Raw genomic sequence first — 22,674 nt, forward strand, 5'->3', positions numbered from 1 at the left:
ATTATCCGTCATAACGACAGAATACCTGTACGTTTCGTCACATTTCACCCTGCCACCCGAACAGCCTTCGAACCATCGTTAAGTGAGGCATAAATTGGGAGGCTAAGACAGTAATGTCCTGGAATGTGTGTATCGTAGGCGCAGGCAAAATCGGGCAGATGATCGCGACCCTACTGAAAGCATCGCCAAATTACACCGTGTCTGTTGCGGATCACGACCTCAAATCACTGGCAGAAGTTGCAAAGCTTGGTGTGCCCACCAAGCAAGTCGACGCCAGCGACACACATAGTCTGGCCGCAAGTCTTAAGGGCTTTGATGCCGTAATCTCGGCGGCTCCCTTCTTTTTGACACCAAAGATTGCTGAGGCGGCTCAAAAGGCAGGCGCGCATTACTTTGATCTGACCGAGGATGTGGCCGCCACGAACGCTGTGCGCGCCTTGGCCGAGGGCAGCCAGACAGCATTCATGCCGCAATGCGGGTTGGCGCCGGGCTTTGTTGGTATCGCGGGCGCTTCTCTGGCCGCCGAATTTGACGAAATCGACAGCCTGCATATGCGGGTCGGTGCGCTGCCGCTCTATCCAACCAACGCGTTAAAATACAATCTGACCTGGTCAACTGACGGGCTGATCAACGAGTATTGCAACCCCTGCGATGCCATCGTGAACGGCCAACGGGTCAAAACCGCGCCGCTGGAAGACTACGAGGTTCTGGGGCATGACGGCGTGGAATACGAATGTTTCAACACTTCGGGCGGGCTGGGTACATTGCCCGAAACGCTTGAAGGCAAGGCGCGGTCAGTCTCGTATCGGTCGATCCGTTACCCGGGCCATTGTGACATTCTGAAACTGCTGCTGCATGATCTGGGCCTGGAACGTCGCCGCGATTTGCTGAAAGAGATTTTTGAATCCGCCCTGCCCCGTACAGATCAGGACGTTGTTCTGGTCTACTGCACAGCCAAGGGCATGATCGACGGCGCGCTGCGTGAAAAATCACTGATCAACAAAAGCTTTGCCCGTGACATCAGCGGCCAGACCTGGAGCGCTATTCAGGTCACGACAGCCGCAGGCGTTCTGGGCGTTGTCGACCTGATGCGCACGGGTGCGCTGCCTTCGAAAGGCTTTGTCCGGCAAGAGCAGGTGAAGCTGCCCGACTTCCTGAAGACTGAATTTGGCGCGCTCTATCGCGCTGGTGATGCAACCCCTCAAAACAAAGCGGCCTGAGACATGAAAGACGTTGTAATGACTGCAGAAACCACACTTTCGAAACTGGACCTGACTGTGGCTGAATTGACCGGCGGCACCTTGCAGGTGACGTCTCCGATAGATGGTCGTGTATTGGCCGACGTGCATGAAACGCCCGCCGCTGAGATGAAATCGATCATCGCCCGGTCGCAAGCTGCGTTCAAAGCCTGGCGCGTGGTGCCCGCACCGCAGCGGGGCGAGTTGATCCGGCTGCTGGGTGAAGAACTGCGCGCTGCCAAAGACGATCTTGGCGCGCTTGTGAGCTGGGAAGCTGGTAAGATCACCTCCGAAGGTTTGGGCGAAGTGCAAGAGATGATCGACATCTGCGATTTTGCCGTTGGCCTGTCGCGGCAGCTTTACGGACTGACCATCGCATCCGAGCGTCCGGGGCACAGGATGATGGAAACCTGGCACCCTGCCGGGCCGGTAGGTGTGATCTCGGCCTTCAACTTTCCGGTTGCGGTCTGGTCGTGGAACGCGGCGCTGGCGATTGTCTGTGGCGATCCGGTGATCTGGAAACCGTCCGAGAAGACACCGCTGACTGCAATGGCGTGCCAGAAGATCTTTGAACGTGCTCTGGCCCGTTTTGGCGATGCCCCTGACGGTTTGTTGCAGACCGTGATCGGTGGCGCGGCTTTGGGCGAGGCTCTGGTTTCAAGCGAAGATGTACCCGTAATCTCGGCAACCGGTTCGACGCGTATGGGTCGTGCGGTGGCGCCCATCGTCGCGGCGCGCTTTGGCAAGTGCATTCTGGAACTGGGTGGTAACAACGCGATGATCGTTGGCCCCTCGGCAGATCTGGAAATGGCCGTGCGCGCCATTGTGTTTTCGGCAGTTGGCACCGCAGGTCAGCGCTGCACAACCTTACGCCGCCTGATCGTTCACAACTCGATCAAGGACGAATTGGTGGCCCGCCTAAAGAAAGCGTATTCTGGTTTGCCCATCGGCGACCCGATGGCCGAAGGCACGCTGGTTGGGCCTTTGGTGGATGAAGCCTCGGGCGCAGCCATGACAGCTGCGCTGAAGGCGGCAGAGGCCGAAGGTGGTAAGGTGTTCGGCGGCAACTGTGTGACCGAAGGTGTCCCCGGCGGTGTCTATATGGAACCTGCGATCGTCGAGATGCCCGGGCAGTCCGATACTGTGAAGACCGAAACATTTGCGCCTATCCTTTATGTCTTGGGCTATGAGGATTTCAACGAGGCCATCGAACTGCAAAACGATGTGCCGCAGGGGCTGTCTTCTTGCGTGTTCACCCTGAATATGCGCGAGGCCGAGCAGTTCCTGACCGCGGCCGGATCCGATTGCGGCATCGCCAACGTCAATATCGGGCCATCAGGGGCCGAAATCGGCGGGGCATTTGGCGGTGAAAAGGAAACCGGGGGCGGACGTGAAAGCGGTTCGGACGCGTGGAAAGCGTATATGCGCCGTCAAACGAATACCGTGAACTACTCAGCGGAACTGCCGCTTGCGCAGGGTGTAAAGTTCGACATCTAAGGCCCGCGCTGTTCGTAAAAGAGTAGCCTCTCAAGCAAACAAGAACTGGCCGCATCGGGTAGGAAGACCCCGGCGCGGCCATTTTGATCCATTCAGCTAGCCAGCTGATCGCCGGTGCTTTGACTGCTTTATCAACCAATCCGAAAAGACCTGAACAGCTTCGTTTTTTTGCCCGGTCGGGAAAGCCACGTAATACGCGCTGCCTGACACATTCGCGACCTGACCAATCTCGACTAGGGCTCCCGAAGCCAACTCGGCCTCGATCAGATAAGACGGCAGGATCGCAGCCCCCAACCCGGCAACGGCCCCCTCGATCAGCATCGAAAACTGATCAAAGCGCATCCCCGGAAACACAGCGCGCGCACCCAATCCCAGGCTGTCATGATAGTCTGACCATTGCTCGGACCGTGAGGTGAGATGCAATAGCGGCAGATCGAACACATCTTGTTTTTCGTCAAGCCCAGCGCTGCCCACCAGTGCAGGCGCAGCCGTGACCACCAGATGCTCCGGGAACAGCTTGCGCAGCGCGGCACCCGGCCAGTCATCATGGCCAAAGTGGATGGCAACGTCCACGCGCCGCTCTTCCAAACTAAACGGCGTCGTATAGGAGTGAAGGTCCAGTACGATCTCTGGATGTGACGCTTTGAAATCGGCCAGGCGGGGCACCAGCCATCGCGTCGCGAAGGTGGGCAACACTGCCATGGTTAAAAGGGTGGCGCCGTCCCCAGCGGCAATGGCACGGTTGATTGTACCGCTCAGTCGTTCAAGATCGCCGGCCAGTTCCTCGCGCAAAGCGCGCCCTGCTTTTGACAGCCGAACGGCCCGCCCAACGCGGCGAAACAGCGTAACACCTATTGCCGCCTCCAACTCGCGCACCTGACGACTGACCGCGCCCTGCGTAACGCCCAGTTCCTCTGCCGCCATGGTATAGCTTTCGTGACGCGCTGCGGCTTCAAAACTGCGCATCAGGGCAAGAGACGGAAGAGCGTTGATCCTGGGCATGACATCCATGAGCTTTAGTCACAGAAAAGATACCTATTGAGGTGTTTTTCTCAAGTAATTTAGGCATTAGTTTCATGCTGAATTTCAAAGGAAATGACATGTTGTTCCAACGTGCAGAGCGGCTAAACGGGATCGAACTCTCTGAGATCGTGCAGATTTCCGAGGCTGCTGCCCGTCTGCGTGCGGATGGCCGCGATATTGTGGCGCTGTCAACGGGTGAGCCGGACTTGCCCACGCCGCCACATGTGGTCGAGGCGGCCCACGCCGCGGCGCAAGACGGTAAGACAAAATACCCGCCGACAGCGGGTATTCCCGATCTGCGCACCGAGATCGCTCGTCAGGCAGGGGTCGAGATGGCGCAAGTCATCGTGTCGACCGGGGCAAAACAGGTGATCGCAAACGCAATGCTATCCAGCCTGAACCCCGGCGACGAGGTGATCATGCCCGCGCCCTATTGGAGCAGCTATTCCGATATTGTTCGCATGGCGGGAGGAACGCCGGTTGTCCTGCCTTGCCCGATGGAACAGGGCTTCAAGCTGCTGCCTGAACAGCTTGAGGCCGCGATCACACCGCGTACCCGCTGGCTGATGCTCAACACACCGTCGAACCCGTCCGGGGCCATCTACACGCAGGATGAGATCGCCGCCCTGGCCACCGTCTTGACGCAGCACCCGCATGTCTGGGTTCTGGCGGATGAGATTTATCAACACCTCAGCTTTGTTCCGTTCACCTCGGTAGCCGAAGCCGCACCAGAACTTACCGAACGTATGTTGGTCGTCAATGGCGTAGCCAAGGCCTGGTCCATGACCGGTTGGCGCATCGGTTGGGGTATTGGACCCGCCGATCTGATCAAGGCGATGGTGACGGTGCAGGGTCAGGTGACCTCGGGCGCGTGTTCGATTTCACAATGGGCCTCTTTGGCGGCTATCACTTGTGATCCGAAGTTGCTGGAAGAACGCCGCGACCTGTTCGCCCAACGCCGTGATCTTGTGGTTGCCGGGCTGAACGCGGTTCCTGGGCTGCGTTGTGACGCGCCTGATGGGGCCTTTTATGCCTTCCCCTCATGCGCGGAATTGCTTGCAGATCACGGCGGACCCTTCAAGAATGATGCGGACTTTTGCGGCTGGGTGCTGGAAGAAGCCGGTGTCGCCCTTGTCCCCGGTCGTGCTTTTGGCTTGCCCGGACATTTCCGCCTGAGCTTCGCTTACGCCCAAGATACAATAGCAGCTGGCCTTGAACGCCTTAAATCGGCTGTAGAAAGGAAACTCTGATGAAACCACAATCCCGTCCGCAGCTTGGCCCCTTCACATGGGAAGACCCGTTCCTGCTGGAAGATCAACTTGCCGAAGTCGAACGTATGGTACGCGACGCTGCGCGCGCCTATGCGCAGGACAAACTGCTGCCACGCGTGACCGAAGCCTTTGCCAAAGAAGAAACCGACCCTGGCATATTCCGGGAAATGGGTGAGATGGGCCTACTGGGGACCACCATCCCCGAAGAATTCGGCGGCATCGGGTCCAGCTATGTGACTTATGGCCTTGTGGCGCGTGAAGTTGAGCGTGTCGACAGCGGTTACCGCTCGATGATGTCGGTCCAGTCCAGCTTGGTGATGTATCCGATCTATGCCTACGGCACCGACGAACAACGCCAGAAATACCTGCCGAAACTGGCCAGCGGCGAGTTCATTGGGTGTTTTGGCCTGACCGAACCAGACGCAGGTTCGGACCCTGGCGGGATGAAGACCGTCGCCAAAAAAACCGAAGGCGGGTATGTGCTGAATGGTTCGAAAATGTGGATCTCGAACGCACCGATCGCGGATGTGTTTGTGGTCTGGGCCAAGTCCGAGGCACATGACGGCAAGATCAAAGGCTTTGTTCTGGACAAGGGTATGGCCGGGCTGTCCGCGCCCAAGATCGAAGGCAAGCTGTCGCTGCGCGCCTCGATCACTGGTGAGATCGTGATGAACAATGTTGAGGTCGCAGAAGACGCACTGTTGCCCAATGTCGAAGGCCTCAAAGGTCCGTTCGGCTGTCTGAACCGCGCGCGGTATGGGATTGCCTGGGGCACCATGGGTGCGGCCGAAGCCTGCTGGCACGCCGCCCATCAATACGGGATGGATCGCAAGCAATTCGGGCGACCTTTGGCGCAAACCCAGTTGTTTCAATTGAAACTTGCCAACATGCAGACCGAGATTGCCCTTGGCCTGCAGGCCGCCCTTCGCGTGGGTCGCCTGATGGACGAAGCCCGCGCCGCGCCCGAAATGATCAGCCTGATCAAGCGCAACAATTGCGGTAAAGCACTTGAGATCGCGCGCCACGCCCGTGACATGCATGGCGGCAACGGTATCAGTCAGGATTTTCACGTTATCCGGCACATGGTGAATCTGGAAACGGTGAACACCTATGAAGGCACACACGACGTACACGCGCTGATTTTGGGGCGCGCGCAAACGGGCCTGCAAGCCTTCGCCTAAGGACATTCGATATGGATCGCGCAGCCATTGTGCACGAAAACTTCCTGCGTCGCGTGGCGGCGCGGGATTTCCCCGCAGGTGACGCCCCTGCTGGTCCCTTGACCCAGACCGAGGCCGTTGGGCTGTATCGCGCACAATGCCTCAGCCGAGCGCTGGATCGGCAAAGCCGCGCGATGCAAAAAGCCGGTCAGGGCTTTTACACCATCGGCTCTTCCGGGCACGAAGGTATGGCGGCTGTTGCCGCCGCGCTGCGCCCGACCGATCCCGCCTTTCTGCACTATCGCGATGCTGCCTTTCAGATCGCCCGCTCTGATCAGGTGCCAGGGCAAAGCCCAACCTGGGATATTCTACTGTCTTTTGCTTCGTCTTCTGAAGACCCGATCAGCGGTGGGCGGCATAAAGTATTGGGGTCCAAGGCACTGTGCATTCCGCCGCAGACCTCAACCATTGCCAGCCACCTACCCAAAGCGGTGGGCGCGGCATATGCCATTGGCGCGGCTCGCCGCCACCGCCCGGAACATGCTGACATGCCGGATGATGCGATTGTCTATTGTTCCTTTGGCGATGCCTCGGCCAACCATTCAACCTCGCAAGGGGCGTTCAACACCGCGCAATGGACGTCTTACCAATCTGTGCCTCTGCCATTGCTGTTTTGCTGTGAAGACAATGGTATTGGTATTTCGACCAAAACACCGCAGGGTTGGATCGCAGCGACCTTCCAAAATCGGCCGGGGCTGAAATACTTCAGCTGCAACGGGCTTGATCTGTTCGACACATTCCGAGTCGCGCAAGAGGCGGCCGACTACGTGCGCCGCCGCCGCAAACCCGCCTTCCTGCATGTACGCACGGTGCGCCTTTACGGTCATGCCGGGGCGGACATGCCGACAACCTATCTGCCGAAGTCGGAAGTCGAGGCAGAAGAGGCCAACGATCCCCTGCTGCATTCTGCCCGACTGCTGGAACAATCCGGGGCTATGCCGACCGAGGACGCCTTGGACATTTACACCGACACCTGCGCACGTGTCGCCCGTGTCGCAGACAAAGCCGTAACCCGCCCGCGCTTGAAAACAGCAAGTGACGTGATGGCCAGCCTGATCCCACCTGCGCGCCCCTGTGCACCGACCAATGGCCCAAGCCCAGAGCACAGAGCCGAAATCTTCGGCAGCGATCTAAAGGCGCAATCCGAGCCTCAGATCATGTCGCGCCTGATCAATTGGACCCTAACCGACCTGATGCTCGAACACGATGAGATCGTGATGATGGGCGAAGACGTCGGACGCAAAGGCGGCGTCTATGGTGTGACGCAAAAATTGCAGGCGCGCTTTGGCCCTGATCGGATGATCGACACTTTGCTGGACGAACAATCGATCCTGGGTCTGGCCATCGGCATGGCACAAAATGGCTTTGTTCCGATGCCGGAAATCCAATTCCTAGCCTATCTGCACAATGCCGAAGACCAACTGCGTGGCGAGGCGGCCACCCTTTCCTTCTTCTCGAACGGGCAATACACCAACCCGATTGTCGTGCGCATCGCCGGGCTGGGATACCAGAAGGGCTTTGGTGGGCATTTCCATAATGACAACTCAGTCGCCGTTTTGCGCGACATTCCGGGCCTGACCCTGGCCTGCCCGTCAAATGGTGCAGATGCCGCGCGGATGCTGCGGGAATGTGTCCGGCTGGCGCGCGAAGAACAACGGCTAGTCGTGTTCCTTGAGCCCATCGCGCTTTATCCGGTGCGCGATCTGCATGAAACGGGCGATGGTGGCTGGATGCAAACCTATCCCGACCCGTCCGAACGCATCGGGTTTGGAGAAGTCGGCGTGAACGGAGACGGGGGTGATCTGGCCATCGTGACCTTTGGCAATGGCGTCTATCTCAGCCACCAAGCGCAAAAGGCGTTGCAGGCGGATGGCATCAAAACCCGGATCGTTGACCTGCGTTGGCTGTCACCCTTACCAAAGGATGCGCTGACCCAAGCGGTAGCCGGGGCCAAACGTATCCTGATCGTTGACGAAACCCGACACCACGGCGGTGTGGCCGAGGGCCTGATGGCGCATTTTCATGAAACCGCTAATGTGCCATTGGCCCGCATCACGGCCGAAGACAGCTTCATCGCAACCGGCCCGGCCTATGCCGCCACAATGCCGTCAAAGGACAGCATCGAGGCTGCAGCGCGGCACCTGATGGAGACCGAGGTATGAGCCAAGAAAAACAGACCGCCGTTGTCATATGCCCCGGTCGGGGCACGTATAACAAACCCGAACTGGGGGTGTTGGGGCGGCAATTCTCGGACAAGGCTTTGTTGGCGCGGTTCGACCAGATGCGCAGCGCACAGGGACAGGAAACTCTGACTGAGCTGGACGGTGCAGCGCGGTATTCAGTTGCGAAACATACGCGCGGCGATAACGCCTCGGCCCTGATCTATGCTGCGACGCTGGGCGATTTCCGTGCCATTGACCGCAACAAGATCGACGTGGTTGCGGTGACGGGTAACTCGATGGGTTGGTATTCGGCCCTGGCCTGCGCGGGTGCGTTGACTGCCGAAGGTGGGTTCGAGGTCGTCAACACAATGGGCACGCTGATGCAGGACAACATGATTGGCGGGCAACTGGTTTATCCATTTCTGAACGCGGATTGGCACCCGGATCCAGCCCGCAAGGCCGAGTTGATGGCTCTGATCGACCAGATCGACGGCACGAGCGCAACGCTGACTCTGTCGATTGATCTGGGAGGAATGTTGGTGCTGGCCGGGGATGAGGCCGGGCTAGCCGCGTTCGAACAAGCCGTACCGGTGGTGCAGGAGCGTTTCCCTTTGGGCCTGGCCAATCACGCGGGCTTTCATTCGCACCTTCAAGCCCCCGTCGCCGCACAGGGTCGCGCGCGACTGGGTGTAGATCTTTTCCAACAACCCGGTCTTCCAATGATCGACGGGCGTGGCCATATCTGGTGGCCCGGAGCTTGTGACACGCACGCGCTGTGGGACTACACATTGGGTCATCAGGTCACGGAAACCTACGACTTTACCCATGCGATTGCGCAGGCCGCTCGAGAGTTCGCGCCGGATCTGTTCATCGTCACCGGCCCCGGCACCACGTTGGGCGGGGCTGTGGCGCAATCCCTAATCCTCAGCAATTGGGACGGGCTGGGTGACAAGGCCGCCTTCCAAAGCGCGCAACGCACCGCACCATTTCTGGTTTCAATGGGGATGGATGATCAAAGAGCACAAGTCACCTAGCCTTGCGCTCTCTTTTGGTTTCTGTCTTTGGCTAGCGGGACATACCGCTACAGGTTGACGAGTTTGTGCTGACCGTCAGACCCCAGAAAGCTTGTTTGGCCGGACCCAAACGCCGCCTGAAAGGCTTTGTCCGTCTTGGCCCATTCCAGCAGCGCCTTGGCCTCTTTCAGCGCGTCAGGTCCTGTTGGCGCAGCAGAGATGGCCGCCAGGATTTGTCGCAGTTTTGAGTTTTTGTCCGCGACGCTTGCCCCGACCTCAAGCACAAGGCCAACTACCGGAGGCGGGGTATATACATAGTCCGCATCGGATTGCGCCGCAATACGGGCTTGCAAGGCCGGAACGATATCGATCGTGTCATGAACATAGGTCCAACTGGTGGACAGCCCCTCGATCATGGGATTGTCGGTCCCGGCCAGCATTGTGATCGGTGTGGTTTTGTAGATCACGATCGGTTTGCCGGCCGCATAGGCAATAGAGGATTCAACCAGACTGCCCCCGTCAGGCACACGCCCATCCATGTTGAAAACCAAACATGTACACCGACCGATCAACTGATAGATATCCAGCGAATAAGTGACTTTGCGCACGATCGAGAGCGCGATTTGCCCTTCTTGCGATGAAATCTGGGGATCAAGAAGCAAAGCCATCAGCTTGCCGACTTCAAGCCCGTCTCGCTGCGGTAGATAGGTTGTGAACCCCCCAGCCTCAAGCACGGCGGCAATGTTCTGCTGCTCCCAAAGATCCCCGACGCTGAACATCGGCCCCGAGCAATAAACGATCTGTTCTGACATTTGAAAAAGCTCCACAAATAAACTTCAGGTATTAACGGCAGTAAGAACGCGGGATGCCCTTTGCGCATCCGGAGTGTCTGTTCCGGGCTCGAGTGTCTTGAGAACAGTCGCCAACCGATTTCGGGTGGTCCGATCCTCGGTTCCAAGTACGTCATCCAGCGTTAGCAAAGCCCGTAATTCCAACGAGCGGGCATTGTTGCCGCGTGCCAGGTCCACAGCTTCGGACAGGCTTTCGACCGCTGCGGTGCGGTCACCCATCGTTGCCTGCACCACACCCAACAGACGTTTCAGTTCAGCGTCCCAGAAATGCTGACCCAACATCGCCGACATCTGGCTGCCTGTTTGCAACACGCCCAGCGCAATCTCGGGGTTGCCTTGATCCGTATGCGCGCTGGCCATAATGGCAAAGCCCAGACCCACAGCAGACTGACTGCCGCTGCCGGACAGGATGCCAAGCCCCGCTTCGATGTCTTGCAGGCGTTGTGCAGGCGGATCAACCTTTTGACCCGCGCGCAGTAGCAGGCATAACCCTTGCCAAAACGGTATCCCAAGATTGGCGCAGAACATAACTGTTTCGTCCGCGACCTCATAAGCCAACGCCTCATCCCCTCGGTAATGATGAATGAGCGCCAGATAAGAGCGTGCGGCGGCAAGGCTGAGGGCGGATTCAAGCCCTTCGGCAAGGGCAACCCCCTGACATGCCCGTCTGAGACCGGTTTGCGCCGCCCCTAACCACCAATGCGAGGCCGCAGCAGCCCCATAGGCCACAACACCCTGATCGGTACCGACACCGTAGGTCACATTTGCAAAATCTTCGGGTTGATATAGCGAGACCGCCGTTTCCGCATGGTCCAGCGCGTCTTGTACATCACCGATCTGAAACTTCGCATTTGCGAGTGAAGAATGGGCCCGAAGCAACCCAATGCGATGATTGGCAGGTTCTGACCACGACAATATCTGAAGCGCAAAGTCACAGGCTTTGCCGCAGTCGCCCTTCCCAATCCAATAGGCGGCCAACCCATTCAGTGCCGAGGACCGCTCATCATAGTCCTTTAGCGTTTCTGCTATGCTCAGCGCACGTTCCCATACCGGAACGATTTCATCTGATCCAAACCCGCGCACTCCCATCAAAGCGTTACCCAGCAATATCTGTAGCGACAGCTCAGAAACGTGGCGCTCGGGCGATTCCGGTGCGCCTTCCAACGCTTCTAGCGCGCGCCTGTACAGCGTTGCGGCGTCCTCGACCGCAGCCTGTTTTGCTGCGCTTCGACCTGCTTTTTTGAACCACTCCGCAGCTGGGTTGAACTGCTCGGACTCAAGCAAATGGTAGGCCACCACAGACGGAGCCATGCCTCCTTGCCGGCTGAACTGGGTCGTCAACTGATCTGCCGTTACTGCATGAAGCGCCTTGCGACGCTGACGCAGCAAAGTGCCATAAGCTCCATCGCGGGTCAGGGCGTGGCGGAAGAAATAGCTGTCTGGTTGACCTTCATGCCGCCGGATAAGATCAGCCTCCAGTAGCTGGTCAAGCGCCGCATCCAATCCATCGGCGTCGAGTTCAGAGACCGCTGCCAGAAGCGTCCGATCAAACACCTGCCCCAGAACAGAAGCCACCTGAGCGGTACCTTTCGCGTTGCCCGACAGACGGTCAAGCTGTTGCATGACCAGACCATCAAGTGATGTTGGTATGAGGGAATGACGCCCGGCCTCATCACGCAGCGCTTGTCGCGTCAGTTCTTCCAGAAACAACGGCACACCCTGCGCCCGATCAATCAGTTGCTGTATGTCTTCGGCGCTGAGGCGCTGAGCGTCATCGATCACGCGAATGAGCTCATGCGCCTCAGTGTCTTCCAGCGTCGCCAGTTCGATAACGCGGCCAAGCAGTTTCTTTGCCACCCCGTCTTTGGCATGTCGCGAAGTGACGACGCACAGGACCTTCGCAGGCGTTTCCCTCTCCAACATCAAGTTCAGCAAGTCTATCGTCGTCGCATCGCTCCAATGCAGATCTTCGCAAACCAAAACAACAGGGCGCTGATTGGAGAGAAACTCGATCCAGCGCACCAAGGTTTCCAACGTAAGCTTGCGCAGACTTTCCGGGCTCTCGTTCGCCAGCTCTGAGGATTCCGGCACATGGATACCTAGAAGGTTGGCAATGACGGGAAACGCATTGTCCGGCCTATCGTCCCAAGCTGCCAAACCGTCTTGCAACCGGGACGCGGCGTCCTCAGTTTCCTGTGGATCTGCAATCCCCAGACTTTTCAAAGCCAATTCGATGAACGGATGCAGGGCCGCGCCGGTCTGCAATACATCACACCTGGCCTCAAGCCAGGTATGCGGCGTTTCATTAAGACCGGCCTGAAACCTGTCGATCAACGAACTTTTTCCCAATCCGGGCTCAGCAACGATGCTCACACTGGACCTAGAGCCATTTAGAACCGCCCCAAATTCTGAGGTTAGCGCGGACAGCTCCTCACTTCGACCCACCAGAGCATTCATTTGCCGCACCGCAGATCGCTTTGCCGCCGCGGATCGGCGCAATTGATGAAGAACTACTTTGTCTGCAATCCCCTTCAGCTGAACCGGTGGCTGGGGTCGTGAAGCGAACTTTCCTTTCAGCAATTGCAGTGCGGATTCACTGGTGAAGATCGTGCCCGGCGATGCTGCTGATTGAATACGCGCAGCAACATTCACGGTCTCACCCAATAGAATGTCACCCAGACCTTCGCTACTTTGACCGACGACCACTGGCCCGGCATGGATACCGACACGCGCTTGCAGCGGCGCCTTAAGCCGGGACTGACCGACTTGGCCCAACCCCTCCAGCATCTCAAAAGCCGCGCGCACGGCCCGTTCTGCGTCATTTTCCTGCGCTTGTGGGTACCCGAAATAAACAAGAAGCCCATCACCCAGATAATGCGCGATTTTTCCACCGAATTTTTCGAATGCCGCACTTCCGAACTTTTGAAACGCCAACATAAGATCGGCGAAATCTTCGGAATCCATCTTGGTGCTTAGCTCGGTAGAGCCCACAACATCGACAAAAGCAAGAACAAGCCGCCGCCTCTCACCGCTGAGTCCAGAGTCTTTATGAGTACCAGCGGAGGTCTTTGCCATAAGGTCACCTGCGCGCAAAAATGAAAAAACAGTCTAGTTAAAAGCAAGCTATTGTTCAAACAAACACGCAAAGGTGTCACTAGGTCAAGTTTTGTGATACCTCTCAGAAATAGTCAGCCCTCGTGTTCAAGACGAGCACGAGGCAACAAAACGTTATTAAAACATATATATTGGGTGGATTATGGGCGACATCAGATATGTCTGTCTTTCGGATATGCATTTCGGGGCGGATAACAGTATTTTAACCCGTCTGGACGCAACCAACGGGCTAGTAGACCCGATGCACCCAAGCGATGTTCTGATCCACCTGGCGAACTGCCTGAGGCACCTGATCAACGAAAACTCACGCGACCGACTGCCAACGCTTATTCTGAATGGCGACATTCTTGATCTGGCCTTCAGCACCGAAAATGTCGCTGCAATGGCGTTTCGGCACTTTCTTGAACTGACCATGCCGGAAGACCCGGCCGCCCGGCTTTTCGACCCCGAGATTGTGTTCATTCCCGGCAATCACGACCATCACCTGTGGGAAACCTGTCGAGAACGCCAATATGCAGAGTCTTTGAGTTCCGCCGATTGGAGCAATCCCCTGCCCCGCCCACCGCACATCACTCCGATGCGCGACCCGCAAGGGGTGCCAAGCTATTTCGTGAATGCAATCACACACAGCCTTCCCTGGCTTTCAGAAACCCGGATCAAAACCGTTTATCCAAACTTCGCCATCACGTCCGGGAACAGGCTGATCGTGGTCAGCCATGGGCACTTCATCGAAGACGCCTATCTGATGGTCAGTGAGTTCGCAGATCTTCTGTACCCAAAGACTACTCCGCCCGAGACGATGGAGGCATGGGAGGCGCAGAACTTTGCCTGGATCGATTTCGTCTGGTCGGTTCTGGGCCGATCTGGGCACATCGGGGTCGACGAAGAAAACGTCTATAATACTGAAAACAGCCCCAAAGCGATTGGATCACTGCTGGGCAGTGCTGCCCGAAATCTAGTTCTGAAAAAGGGCGGCGCGACCGGGAAGACACTTGCCAATGGCGTCGGCGAAATGGTCAGCGCGCTGGTCACCGACAATTTTGAACGTGGGCAGACCGATACCCTACTCAGCGACGACGGAGCAGGCGTCAAACGGTTCATGCAGATCCCTGTTCAAGAGCAAATAAAATCAGAGTTCGGCCCGAGCGTTCCTTCACAAGTTTCTCTTGTATTTGGCCACACGCACAAACCTTTTGAATCGGTCATGCCGTTGGAACATTTTTTTGTGCCAAATTTCGCCGCCTACAACAGCGGCGGCTGGGTTGTCGACAGCCCCGAAGTCAAACCGCTTATCGGAGGCGCAATCGTATTGATTGACGAGGACGCCAATCTCGCCTCGTTGCGCATGTATAACGAGGGCCACGACACATCGGACTATCGCGTCTCGGTCCAAATCGCCGAGAACCAGGACGAAGCGGATAACCCGCTATTTGCGCAACTGTCCAAATCCGTTGACTCCCAGAAATGGCCCTGGTCGGATTTCTCCAAGGCCGCAGCCGTAGCTGTAAAACAGCACAACGCGCGCTTAGCCGATTTCCTTAAAGGCAAAGACAGTACAGGACAGGGTTAATGGGCCTAAGATCAATTGAGCATCACGAAGCCGTGCAGCCCAAGGTCGAAATGACCATCTAGAAAGCACTTAAAAGTTCAGCCAAAAAAGGTACCGGGGCGGAAACGAACCACCGCCACGAGGATTTTCGATCAAGTTTCATACTTGATTTTAAGAAGTTACAAAAAACTGCGTCACGTTGTGTAGAGCTTATGGAAACTGGGTTTCAAGAGAAAGCGGTGCGCCGATCACACTTCTGCGGTGCAGCTCCAGGGCATGAGGCGGCTGATATTGACCCGTTTCAAGTCGGACAGTGATTGGTTGAGCTAGGAGTGCGGATTCTCGATAAGTGGCAGATAATTTGGTAACGAGCCCCGGTTGGCTTCGCGTGGGCTGGGTTGGCGCTTGATCAGGCAGACGTTTGCTTTGTCCTCGACATGGATCGCGATCTACGCCGTCTCGATACCTTCCGGCGCCAGTCCACACTTATTGAGGCAAATCTTTTCAGACCTGCACCCGAACTGCTTGTAGTCTGCGACCCGCTTCTCTGGCTGAACGATGCGCGCCGCTGTCCGGATGATGATGATCCCATCATCCTACTGGTCAGTCCGAGACCGAGCCAGCAGAACAACAGAAATAGCCTCGCCCGCTCAAGAATTGATCCTGACGAAGCAAGCACTATTTGCGGCGGGAGCCTGCAAAGGGATGCTCGTCCGCCGCAGAATGTTGCCGACTTATTTTGTGTTCACGATTGGTGGATTTTTGCAGCGTCCTAAACAGTAATGAACGCCAGCAGCGGCTCCGGGTTGTAGTGTCGGTGGTGGGGTTGTGGGAAACAGCATGTCAACACACGCGTCAGGGTCCACCTTAAAGTACGCAGCGATGCGCGGTGGCATTCCCGCAGTAGCGCTGGTGTACATCTTCCATGCTGGGTTGCTATTTTTGCTTTTAGCATTCGCCTCCCAGTAGTTTACAACGCGAATGTTTCGCCCATTTGCATACAACTTATAATTCAAGTTTTGATTGTCCGGCGAAGCTTTGATTTTCAAACCCGTTGCATTAGCCGCGGCCGGAAAAATGTTGTTGGGATCGTTGTTGTTTCTTTTTTCGACGCGAGCGCTTGATGCTTCAACGTGGAAATACTGATAACGGAACTTATTGTTTTTGTTCTTAGCTTTGGGGATTTCGGTTACCATTAGAACGCAAAGTCGTAAGTTGCCATTCTCGTAATGGTAGCCCTGCAAAGCCGGGTCATGAGCGCATTTTTCTAGGATTTGGCCTTTAACAAAGACCTCCGTTTTCCCGTTTGCTTTCCTGCCCGCTTCTGCAACTCGAACCAAAGATTGACCTGTAATTCCCGACAAACTTCCAAACTTCTTGGTGTCATTCTTTAGTCTTTGAATACAAGCGTTCAATGAACCATTTCTTTCGCACTGATCCGGCGCAAGTACATGCAATACATTTACGAACTCTTGCTCATCCAGATCTGCTATCTTTTTTGGAGGATCGTTACGGTTACCGTTAGATCCTCCAGCTACAAATTTTAGATCTGGGATGCTTTGTACATTAAAGATTTCTCCTGTTTCCGAGTTAATTGGCCCTTGTGTACAGCCAGTCAGAACAAAACCCATGGATGTCGCCAATACTGTCCCCAACAAGTACTTTCGCATAATCGCCTCCAGACAAAACAGTAAGTTATATACATACCACAAAGTGCTTCAAAAACTCAGTGATTTTGCAAAAATGAATCTTGGTACTATCATAAGCCGTAATTTGGGTCAGCTATTCGATCCTGGCGAACCGAATTGAATTTCGACTTCTCTAACGATTTTGTCCGTCAGAAGATCGTGAAATCTTATCGGGGAATCCTCTAAGAGTTTCTTTGCTTTAGCGATCTGACTGGCAGCCTCTTCTACTTCGCCTTTGCAAAGGCATGCTGAGGCAAGCAATGTGTGAGAAAATGCTACGATCTGACCCGACCCGGTAGCTTTGTATCTCTCTAGACCCGACCGTATCCTTTCGATGCCGCCATCTGCGCTTCCGCATTTTGCTTCTGCCCAACCAAGAATGATGCTTGACCACGCTTCCCAATACTGGAACTCGATCTTTTCGCTCGTTCGATGTGCTTCGGAGGCAAATTCACGGGATCGCTCGGGGTCGTTTACAGTACAATAGATCGTTGCGATGATGCTAAGTGCATAACATCTGGTAAACTCGCTTGTTTGCGCGTTAGTGAGTGCAATCGCGGCCTCAAGCTCATCTTGAATTGCTTCGAGCTTCAATTCCTTCAGCGCGATGGCCCAACACCGCATCACGGTGTCAACGACGGCTGAGTTTGCCGGATAGTAACGGTGCAGATCCTCGGGGTCTGATTGTTTGTGAAATTTCAAGGCGAGATCAAAATGAGAAATCGCTCGGTCAAATTCACCCAACAGAACAAGCGCCATCCCCTTATAATGGTGACAAAGGGTATGCATAGCCGATGACGTTTCGGTTTCTATGACAAGCGCCATGCGTTCACAATGCTCGAACGCGACGTCTGGCCGTCCGGCAATGAGATTGTCCCCTGCGAGTTGATTGAGGTTAGTGAAAACGGCCTCTTTATCTCCGACCTTCTCTTTGAGTTGGATCAAACGGTCGAGGTTCACGCCAATATCAGGAGATCCCCAACCACGCATTTCGAGCGCCAAATATAGGTTCTGTCGCAGTTCGATTTCAATCTCATCCGACCCAGCATCCCAGTCCAGACTATTATGCGCTTCAAGAGCAGCTGAAAGGTGCGCGACTGCTTCTTGGCTAGCGAATTTCTGCAAACTTACTTGAGCTGCCAGCTTCCACTGATCCCGAGCTGCCGCATGGTTTTCGGCTTCTTTAAAATGAAGGGCAAGGATCTCCGGGTTGCGATCGCAGTAATTGGGGAAATCCCGCGTCATTACGTTTGCAATACGATGGTGTAGTTGCTTGGCCTTCTGAGGTAGTATGGCATCGTAAGCAGTGTCGCGTATTAGCGCGTGTCGAAACGAGAAACTATCTTCTCCCCTGCCTGATTTCATGACCAGTATCTGCGCACGAACAAGCGTGTTAAGTTCTTGTTCTATTTCAGAAACATCTCGACCAGCCATTGCCGCCACTAGTTGCAACGAGAAACTTCGCCCCAATGCAGCGCAAACTGAAATTGTGTCAGGTGCCACCTTGAGGTGATCAAGCCGGGCACGAAACAAATCTTTCAAAGTCGTTGGAAATTCTGAATCGTCGTTTAGCGGAGCGTCTTTTACACCGTCCAAACCAACACGCTGAAACATGTTAACCAGTTCTTCGATGAACAGGGGAACACCTTCTGATCGCTTTGCGATGGTCGCTTCAACGGTACGACGTATATCGCTTGAATTTAGTAGCACCTCCACAAGATGGCGCGTCTCATTGTTACTCAATCGTGACAATGAAAGAGTAGTGACCTTGGAATTGCCATGCCAACGCGGAACATACTCAGGTCGATAAGTGCCGAGTACCATCACGCGTAATTCGTCCAATCGGTCGATCAAATTGCTCAGCAGTTCTTCTGATGATGGGTCCACCCAATGCAGATCCTCAAAAAGGATAAGGACAGGGCTTTGCTCGGCCATCTTCTCAACATATCGCAGCAAAGCGTTCGTTATTCTAGATTTGGTTCCTTCGGGCGACGAAAAATCAATTTTTCCAACGCCTTCGATCGACAGAAGCTCTGAAAGCGGTGCAAGAAACTCCTTCGTGTATTGCTCGCCTGAAGCCACAAATGATTGTAGTTTCCTCAGTTTCGTTTCCTGAGTGTCCCCATCTTCAAGGCCGATAACATAATCAAGGTGTGACTTGACCGGATAAAACGGGCTGTTTTGATGGTAAGGCGAACATTGAAACACTAGGCGTCGCCCATTCGCTAAAGCCAAGTGTTTAAGAGTTTCTTCCGCAAGTCGTGATTTTCCTATTCCGGCTTCTCCGGAAAGAAAGACCGCCTGTCCTTCGCGCTGGCAGGACATCACCCAACGACCGCGTATTAGGTCTAGTTCCGACTTGCGCCCAATCAGAGGTGTCAGATCGCCACGTTTGCGCTTGTCAAAGCGGAGTTCGGTGTTTTTGGCTCCTTCAACCAGCCAAACTTTAACGGGATCAACGAACCCCTTCAATTGGTGATTACCAATCGCCTTGCATTTGAAATTGCTTCCCAACAGTTGCTGCGTGCGTTCAGAAATCGCAATTTGTCCAGGTGTCGCGACTGTCTGAAGTCGAGCAGCCAAGTTGGGAATATCTCCCAACGCGATGTTGTCCATGGATTGACTGGTATGATCCAGGTCTGCGACAACTACGTCACCCGTAGCGATACCGATACGTGCCGATAACTTCTGCGGTACCTTCATATCCCAAAGTCGAATTTTCTCCATTATCTGCAAGGCACTTAACGCGGCTCGCTCAGCATCATCTTCCTTTGCGTTTGGAAAACCAAAATATGAAACTATCCCGTCACCAACAAGTTGGGCAAAAAACCCAAAGTTGTCATGAATGGCCTCGGTGCTACACTGCTGGAACTCCTTTAAAATATCTCGGTAAGCCTCAACACCAAGCTCCTGCACTAGACCGGTCGAATTCACTAGGTCGACAAACATTATTGTCATCTGACGCAGTTCACCAATCAGCCTTTCAGAGGTGGTCGACCCCTCGTGGATGCTTCTGACAGCTGGTTCTTGGGCATGAATTGACGCAACGGTCGAGTTTTCCCCCAACAATTGTGCGGCTCGTATTAGGCGTTTTCTGTCGCCTAAGGGGATATTGAGACGGGCTAGGTCTTCGTCAGTCAATAAGGCAACAACATCGAGGTCAACAGTGTTTTCCTCAAAAGTTGCGAGGTATCTTTCCATTTTTACGGAGGCCAACCAGGCTTTTAGATCACTCACAGCCTATCCCCCAACCAACAGCACATCGAAAAGAAGGTATTGAATGTGTAGATATTAACGCGTCGCAAAATTCTGCATCAAGCCGACGGACTTGTCAAAACGATCAATATTAACTCTTTGAGGATTGACCTTCCATTTGATCGTCAAACGGCCGAATGGAAACGAACTGAGCTACGAGGTATTTGTTCACTTCGGCAATAGCATTTAGAGACCAGATGTTGTTTTACACGACCCCTTGAGCAACCCGGTCTGACTGCTCCAATTTGATTATTCTTATATGATTGGCCTCAGCTCCACCCAGATGAAGGTTTCGGGCGCTGGCGGGCAGTGCACTTCGCGGTCTCATCGTATTGTAGTGTTTCCTCCGCTGTTCGATCAGAATTTGAGCCTCGCGCAAGCTGTAGAGTTCTCACCGTTGAGAAGTTCGTCCCTCATTCTACCGTTGAAGTTTTCGCAATATCCGCTTTTCCAGTGTTAACTTGGCGCGATTTAGGCGATCTTCGCGGTATCAGAGGCGATAGGGTTCCGAACGGCTTGTACAAAGAATTCAGACCCTTTATCCGACCGGGTAAAGGCAGGGGTACCACGCAAGATGAATAGATCGGTAAGCCGACGTTGAGCGAGACGTTTAGATGTTGCGGCCACAACCCGATTTGCCGACATTCACCTCCAGAGTAAAATCTGGCGCGCGTGAATTCTCTAATCAAGAGACACTGCCGCTATCTGAGCAAAATGGTCGAATGACTATATCAAGCTCAGTGCATCAAGATCAAACGGCTCCGTTAGGTCGTTTTATTGGGGCGCTCAAGGCACAAAAAGCTAAGCTTAGACGAACAGAATAGACCCAGACCAGACTGTAGTAATGGATTAGCCCGATCTGGTAGCGTGGCAAGCTGTGCCAATTTGAGTTAAACCTTCTGAACTTCCAGATATAGCATTGCGTGATCCGAGAATTTCTTCACCCAAGCCTTCCTCTGCGCCTTGTTAGATTTGTCATTCCAGCCGCTTACCTTTACATCTGCGCCGCCGAATGATTTGAATTTTAGATGATCCATCGCCACGACATGGTCCAGATCACTTGGACCATAACGCTCGCTCCAATAGGTTGCGCCTTCGCTTTTTGTCAGCAATTGCATGTTCCTGCGCTTGGCAGCGGCGGCAAGCTCCTTTATCTCCCTCTCTCCGCTGATGTCCTTGTCTGAACCAAAATACTCCATGCCCATTGTATTCAGATCCCCCAAAAAAATGTAATTCGGGGTCTTTCCACCCGCCGCCTTCTTCAGGACGTTTCGGAAATCAAATGCCTTGTCGATCATGTAATTCCGAATGCCAAACCCACGCGGATCGGGCATTGACTTCACATGGAGGAAGAGAATTGGATAGGCCTCGCCATCTATCGTCGGTGTAACCAGCAATCCGGGGCGTAGGCTTGTTTGTCCGGCCTGAAACTCGTTCTTCTGTGTAACGAACGCAGGAAGAGTTTTCCGGATTCCGACCAAAATCTCCTGCATCTGCTCACCTTCGGTTATGAAGAAGAAATGGTTGGGCATCAAGTTCATCAAGTATTGGGCCACGATGCTGCTGCGCACCTCGATGATCGCCACAATGTCTGGATTGACTGCCGCAATCTCATCAATGATTGGTTGAATTGGTTTCTTTGGTGTTTTCTTCTTTTTGTCGGTTGCCCCGAAATGCTCGACGTTCCAGGTCAAAACAGAAAAAGCCTTTGCCATGAAAGTGCTCCTTATACCAATGGTGAAACTATAATACCAATAGTGAAACCATAGCCTGGACGAGGTAGCAAAGATAGAGAGACCCCAACACAGAGCACGCACTGCATTGCATTGGCAATTTAATTCATTCGGCTATTCTCGCCTCCAAGAGCCAACGGCCCGTAAGGGCCGTTGCACAGTTGGTATTGACGCTAAGGCGCGACCCATCAAAAGCCGCAGTTCGCTGAAATCGCTCGATACTGGCTGTGAAGAAGGGCCGCCGTGCGGACAAAGCCGCCTAGTGCGAATTGACAACCTTTCGTAGTTTGCCTGAATAAAGTCTGAGTGTCCGTCATCAAGTATTTTGGGACAGATTGTGTTCTGATCTAAGAGAGAGTGTTTCTCAGATTGAAAATCTTCAATTGAGCAACGAATGGGCAACAATTTAATCCACTCGCTGCGGTTGGTTCGAGTGGGCAACAAATCAAAAAACCCAGATAACCTTGTGATTAGGTTAGAATTTAAATTCTTGGGTAAGTGATATGGTGCCGGGGGCGGAATACATAAGTTAAAGTAAGTGTATATTTTTAAATTACAAAATATTAGCAAATACTACTCGATACCCCGAATGGTACCCCCAGTGAAGAAACTGCCTCGCCTGCATTTGCAGTGTACTTACCGCGACCATACACCATGTAGCGACCAATTTTGACCTTGAGCACAACGACGCCCTAAAAAAAACCAGTCTTTTGTATGATACGAGCTTAGCGATCAATCTGGCAGCGAGCCTGCTTCATAGATTTGAACATTGAAGGCAACAATCTGATCATTCGCTGATGCATGCATTTGCGACCACTTTGCGAACCAAGCCCTTAACACAAAACCCGTCAAAAAAGCTGTTAAAAGTGACACCAGGTCCGTTTGTAGATTATCCTTTGGAAAGCTACTTTTTCAGGCTTAAGAAAAACGAGAAAAATGGCAAACAAGCTGGCCACAATGTGGTTCGACGGCCCTTTGAGGTTAGTTGACCGGGTTTGTATTTCTTCAATGCTCGCCACAGATATGCCTGTCACCTTATACACCTATGGGGACATTCCGA

At 54.2% G+C, this 22,674-nt stretch carries 13 protein-coding genes and 1 pseudogene; 7 read left to right on the forward strand and 7 right to left on the reverse strand.

The window, feature by feature from the left end:
• Positions 1-113: 113 nt before the first annotated feature.
• Positions 114-1,220: a saccharopine dehydrogenase NADP-binding domain-containing protein gene (locus I9187_RS20660; protein ID WP_171238650.1), complete on the forward strand. Its 1,107-nt coding sequence runs from the start codon at positions 114-116 to the stop codon at positions 1,218-1,220.
• A gap of 3 nt (positions 1,221-1,223) precedes the next feature.
• Positions 1,224-2,735 (forward strand): aldehyde dehydrogenase family protein, encoded by a 1,512-nt coding sequence (locus I9187_RS20665; protein ID WP_171175771.1) that lies wholly within the window; start codon positions 1,224-1,226, stop codon positions 2,733-2,735.
• Positions 2,736-2,831: 96 nt separating this feature from the next.
• On the opposite strand, the gene I9187_RS20670 is transcribed toward I9187_RS20665, so the two are convergent.
• Positions 2,832-3,737 carry a LysR substrate-binding domain-containing protein gene (locus tag I9187_RS20670; protein WP_209940322.1) on the reverse strand — a complete coding sequence of 302 codons (906 nt, stop codon included), beginning with the start codon at positions 3,735-3,737 and terminating at the stop codon, positions 2,832-2,834.
• A gap of 98 nt (positions 3,738-3,835) precedes the next feature.
• On the opposite strand from I9187_RS20670, the gene I9187_RS20675 reads away from it, so the two are divergent.
• The 4 genes from I9187_RS20675 to I9187_RS20690 are packed head-to-tail and all read left to right on the forward strand — an operon-like array spanning position 3,836 to position 9,445.
• Complete coding sequence (locus I9187_RS20675) at positions 3,836-5,008, forward strand: pyridoxal phosphate-dependent aminotransferase (RefSeq protein ID WP_245223342.1); 1,173 nt, start codon at positions 3,836-3,838, stop codon at positions 5,006-5,008.
• Positions 5,008-6,210, forward strand: coding sequence for an acyl-CoA dehydrogenase (locus tag I9187_RS20680; protein ID WP_171175778.1), 1,203 nt, complete (start codon positions 5,008-5,010; stop codon positions 6,208-6,210). The genes I9187_RS20675 and I9187_RS20680 overlap by 1 nt, the downstream gene beginning before the upstream one ends.
• Positions 6,211-6,221: 11 nt before the next feature.
• Entirely contained in the window at positions 6,222-8,411 is a 2,190-nt protein-coding gene (locus I9187_RS20685; protein ID WP_209509463.1) for an alpha-ketoacid dehydrogenase subunit alpha/beta, read from the forward strand.
• The gene (locus I9187_RS20690) at positions 8,408-9,445 is read left to right on the forward strand and encodes an ACP S-malonyltransferase (RefSeq protein WP_171175782.1); all 1,038 of its coding nucleotides are present in this window, start codon (positions 8,408-8,410) and stop codon (positions 9,443-9,445) included. The genes I9187_RS20685 and I9187_RS20690 overlap by 4 nt, the downstream gene beginning before the upstream one ends.
• Before the next feature lie 47 nt (positions 9,446-9,492).
• Here the strand turns inward: I9187_RS20690 and I9187_RS20695 are convergent, their stop codons facing one another.
• Positions 9,493-10,236, reverse strand: coding sequence for a nucleoside 2-deoxyribosyltransferase (locus I9187_RS20695; RefSeq protein WP_171175784.1), 744 nt, complete (start codon positions 10,234-10,236; stop codon positions 9,493-9,495).
• Positions 10,237-10,260: 24 nt separating this feature from the next.
• On the reverse strand, positions 10,261-13,350 hold the full coding sequence (locus I9187_RS20700) for an adenylate/guanylate cyclase domain-containing protein (RefSeq protein WP_171175786.1): 3,090 nt from the start codon (positions 13,348-13,350) through the stop codon (positions 10,261-10,263).
• A gap of 181 nt (positions 13,351-13,531) precedes the next feature.
• Here I9187_RS20700 and I9187_RS20705 point away from each other — a divergent pair, with 181 nt between their 5' ends.
• Positions 13,532-14,959, forward strand: coding sequence for a metallophosphoesterase (locus tag I9187_RS20705; protein ID WP_171175788.1), 1,428 nt, complete (start codon positions 13,532-13,534; stop codon positions 14,957-14,959).
• Positions 14,960-15,672: 713 nt separating this feature from the next.
• On the opposite strand, the gene I9187_RS20710 is transcribed toward I9187_RS20705, so the two are convergent.
• The 4 genes and pseudogenes from I9187_RS20710 to I9187_RS20720 form a co-directional block, all read right to left on the reverse strand.
• Positions 15,673-16,608 carry a hypothetical protein gene (locus I9187_RS20710; protein ID WP_171175790.1) on the reverse strand — a complete coding sequence of 312 codons (936 nt, stop codon included), beginning with the start codon at positions 16,606-16,608 and terminating at the stop codon, positions 15,673-15,675.
• A 108-nt stretch (positions 16,609-16,716) separates the two neighbouring features.
• Complete coding sequence (locus I9187_RS20715; protein WP_171727338.1) at positions 16,717-19,863, reverse strand: adenylate/guanylate cyclase domain-containing protein; 3,147 nt, start codon at positions 19,861-19,863, stop codon at positions 16,717-16,719.
• Positions 19,864-20,136: 273 nt separating this feature from the next.
• Positions 20,137-20,472: pseudogene (locus I9187_RS22035) on the reverse strand (transposase); the annotation flags it as partial.
• 299 nt (positions 20,473-20,771) lie between these two features.
• Positions 20,772-21,596 carry an endonuclease/exonuclease/phosphatase family protein gene (locus I9187_RS20720; RefSeq protein WP_171175796.1) on the reverse strand — a complete coding sequence of 275 codons (825 nt, stop codon included), beginning with the start codon at positions 21,594-21,596 and terminating at the stop codon, positions 20,772-20,774.
• Positions 21,597-22,674: the final 1,078 nt, after the last annotated feature.

Source organism: Ruegeria sp. HKCCE4148 (genome assembly GCF_017872495.1).
Classification (GTDB): domain Bacteria; phylum Pseudomonadota; class Alphaproteobacteria; order Rhodobacterales; family Rhodobacteraceae; genus Ruegeria.

What these genes read in the sequence shown, in the direction of transcription:
- I9187_RS20720 (WP_171175796.1), bottom strand. Translation starts at nt 21,596, where the DNA reads ATGGCAAAGGCTTTTTCTGTTTTGACCTGGAACGTCGAGCATTTCGGG.
- I9187_RS20660 (WP_171238650.1), top strand. Translation starts at nt 114, where the DNA reads ATGTCCTGGAATGTGTGTATCGTAGGCGCAGGCAAAATCGGGCAGATG.
- I9187_RS20710 (WP_171175790.1), bottom strand. Translation starts at nt 16,608, where the DNA reads ATGCGAAAGTACTTGTTGGGGACAGTATTGGCGACATCCATGGGTTTT.
- I9187_RS20675 (WP_245223342.1), top strand. Translation starts at nt 3,836, where the DNA reads ATGTTGTTCCAACGTGCAGAGCGGCTAAACGGGATCGAACTCTCTGAG.
- I9187_RS20695 (WP_171175784.1), bottom strand. Translation starts at nt 10,236, where the DNA reads ATGTCAGAACAGATCGTTTATTGCTCGGGGCCGATGTTCAGCGTCGGG.
- I9187_RS20680 (WP_171175778.1), top strand. Translation starts at nt 5,008, where the DNA reads ATGAAACCACAATCCCGTCCGCAGCTTGGCCCCTTCACATGGGAAGAC.
- I9187_RS20685 (WP_209509463.1), top strand. Translation starts at nt 6,222, where the DNA reads ATGGATCGCGCAGCCATTGTGCACGAAAACTTCCTGCGTCGCGTGGCG.
- I9187_RS20690 (WP_171175782.1), top strand. Translation starts at nt 8,408, where the DNA reads ATGAGCCAAGAAAAACAGACCGCCGTTGTCATATGCCCCGGTCGGGGC.
- I9187_RS20705 (WP_171175788.1), top strand. Translation starts at nt 13,532, where the DNA reads ATGGGCGACATCAGATATGTCTGTCTTTCGGATATGCATTTCGGGGCG.
- I9187_RS20670 (WP_209940322.1), bottom strand. Translation starts at nt 3,737, where the DNA reads ATGCCCAGGATCAACGCTCTTCCGTCTCTTGCCCTGATGCGCAGTTTT.
- I9187_RS20665 (WP_171175771.1), top strand. Translation starts at nt 1,224, where the DNA reads ATGAAAGACGTTGTAATGACTGCAGAAACCACACTTTCGAAACTGGAC.
- I9187_RS20700 (WP_171175786.1), bottom strand. Translation starts at nt 13,350, where the DNA reads ATGGCAAAGACCTCCGCTGGTACTCATAAAGACTCTGGACTCAGCGGT.